This is a genomic window from Aquipuribacter hungaricus, from assembly GCF_037860755.1.
Classification (GTDB): domain Bacteria; phylum Actinomycetota; class Actinomycetes; order Actinomycetales; family JBBAYJ01; genus Aquipuribacter; species Aquipuribacter hungaricus.
The window spans coordinates 1-2,298 of sequence record NZ_JBBEOI010000372.1 but is presented as its reverse complement, the minus strand read 5'-3'; the positions used below and the strand labels follow the sequence as shown (position 1 = coordinate 2,298).

General features: G+C 77.3%; 2 protein-coding genes and 1 pseudogene. 2 read left to right on the top strand and 1 reads right to left on the bottom strand.

Translation table 11 applies throughout. From position 1 onward, the window contains the following. Window positions 1–771, bottom strand: a 771-nt coding sequence (locus WCS02_RS19770; RefSeq protein WP_340295992.1) for a serine/threonine-protein kinase, incomplete at its 3' end; no start/stop codon positions are given. A 52-nt stretch (window positions 772–823) separates the two neighbouring features. Here WCS02_RS19770 and WCS02_RS19765 point away from each other — a divergent pair. Both WCS02_RS19765 and WCS02_RS19760 read left to right on the top strand, forming a co-directional pair. Then, the gene (locus WCS02_RS19765) at window positions 824–1,591 is read left to right on the top strand and encodes an ABC transporter ATP-binding protein (protein ID WP_340295991.1); all 768 of its coding nucleotides are present in this window, start codon (window positions 824–826) and stop codon (window positions 1,589–1,591) included. Then, a pseudogene (locus tag WCS02_RS19760) lies at window positions 1,567–2,298 on the top strand (hypothetical protein); the annotation flags it as partial. The gene WCS02_RS19765 and the pseudogene WCS02_RS19760, both read left to right, overlap by 25 nt.

The following is a 2,298-nucleotide window of genomic DNA, read 5'->3' as shown; positions in this document are numbered from 1 at the left end:
CGCGTCGGCCAGCTGCCCGGGCGTCGGCCGGGACGCCGGGTCGGCGCGCAGCGTCGCCGCCAGCACGCGGGCCCAGCGCGGGTCGACGCCCTCGAGGTCGGCGGCACCGCGGCGGACCCGGTCCCACACCGCCTCCAGCGGGCCGCCCTTGAACGGCGGTCGGCCGGTCGCGGCGTAGGCGACGACCGCACCCCAGCCCCACCAGTCCGCCGCCGTGCCCACGTCGGTGCCGTCGAGCACCTCCGGCGACAGGTATCCCGGCGTGCCGACCATGAGGCCGGTCGAGGTGAGCGCCACGTCGTCCACGGCCCGGGCGATGCCGAAGTCGATGACCACGGGCGAGCCGTCGAGCAGGAGCACGTTGGCGGGCTTGAGGTCGCGGTGGACGACCCCGACCGCGTGCACCGCGGCCACGGCCTCGAACAGCCCGACGGCGAGCTCGTCCAGCAGCCCGCCCGTCAGCGGCCCGTCGCGCCGGACGACCGCGTCGAGCGGGTCGCCGGGCACGTAGCGCATGACGACGTACGGCAGCTCGGCGTCGAAGTCGGCGTCGAGGACCTCGGCGACGCGCGGGTGGCGCACCCGCAGCAGCGAGCGCACCTCGCGCGCCAGCCGCGCCCGGGTCTCGGGGTCGGCGGCGACGCTGGGCCGGACCACCTTGACGGCGACGGCGCGCTCGGCCCGGTCCATCGCGAGGTGGACGACGCCCATGCCGCCCTCGCCGATGACGCGCAGCAGCCGGTACTCCCCCACCGTCTGCCCGGCCCTCACGTGCACCCCACACGCCCACGGTACGGCGTGGCCGCCCGATACCGTCGCCGTCATGACGACGGGGGCGCTGGTCTGCGAGGGCCTGGTCAAGCGGTACGGGGACACCCTGGCGGTGGACCGGCTCGACCTGGCGGTGCCCGCGGGCTCGCTGTTCGGCCTGGTCGGGCCCAACGGCGCGGGCAAGACGACGACGCTGTCCATGGCGACGGGCCTGCTGCGCCCGGACGCCGGACGGGTGGTCGTCGACGGCGTCGACGTGTGGGCCGACGTCGTGCGCGCCCACCGCGTGCTGGGCGTCCTGCCCGACGGGCTCGCGGTGCTCGACCGGCTGCGCGGGCCCGAGCTCGTGGAGTACACCGGCCGGCTGCACGGCCTGCCGCGCGCGGAGGCGGCGTCCCGGGCCGCGGAGCTGCTCGACGTCCTCGACCTCGGCGACGCCGGGCGGACGCTGGTCGTCGACTACTCCGCCGGCATGCGCAAGAAGGTCGGGCTGGCGTGCGCGCTCGTCCACGCCCCGCGGGTGCTCGTGCTCGACGAGCCGTTCGAGGCCGTCGACCCGGTGTCCGGCACGACCATCCGCGCGCTCCTGCGACGGTTCACCGCCGACGGCGGCACGGTGGTGGTGTCCAGCCACGTCATGGCGCTCGTCGAGCAGCTCTGCGACCACGTCGCCGTCATCGTCTCCGGCCACGTCGTCGCGGCGGGCACCGTCGACGAGGTCCGCGGCGGCGGGAGCCTCGAGGACCGGTTCGTCGAGCTGTCCGGCGGCTCCCGGGGCCTGGGCGGGGGGTTGTCGTGGTTGGCGTCCTCGTCCGGCTGAGGCTCACGCTGCTGCGCCACCAGGCCACCGGGGGCGTGGAGAAGGTCCTGCTCCTGGTCTTCGGCAGCATGGTCGCGCTCGGTGCCGGCGGCGGCGCGACCGCGCTGCTCGTCGGGCTCCGCCTCGTCCCGCTCGACGTCGCCGGGGCCGCCGTGGTCGCCCTCGGCGTGGTCACGGTGGGCGCGTGGGCGCTGCTGCCGCTGCTCACCAGCAGCGACGACGTCCTCGTCGACCCGGCCAGGTTCGCGCTGGTGCCGCTGGCCCCTGGCACGCTCGCGCGGGGGCTGCTGGCCGCGTCGGCCGCGACGCCGATGGGCGCCGTCACGGTGCTGGCGTCGATGGCGCTCACCGTGACGTTCTCGCGCGGGCCCGCCCCGGTCGTCGCGGTCCTGGTCTCGCTCGTCGCCGGCCTGCTCGGTGCGCTGACCTGCCTGCTCGCCTCGCGGGCGGTGCTGACGTGGGCGGCGTCGCTGCTCGCGGGGCGGCGCGGCCGCGAGGTGACCATCGGGGTCGGCGTCGTCCTGGTGTCCATGCTCGGGCTCGTCGGGCCCGGGGTGTCCGCGGTCGCGGACAGGCTGCGCAGCGGCGCCGTCACCGCCCTCGTCGAGGTCGCGGCGTGGAGCCCGGCCGGGGCGGCGTGGGGCACCGCGTGGGCCGCCGCGGAGGGCCGCTGGGCCGTCGTCGCCGGGCGCGGCCTGGTCGCGGTC

What these genes read in the sequence shown, in the direction of transcription:
- WCS02_RS19765 (WP_340295991.1), top strand. Translation starts at nt 824, where the DNA reads ATGACGACGGGGGCGCTGGTCTGCGAGGGCCTGGTCAAGCGGTACGGG.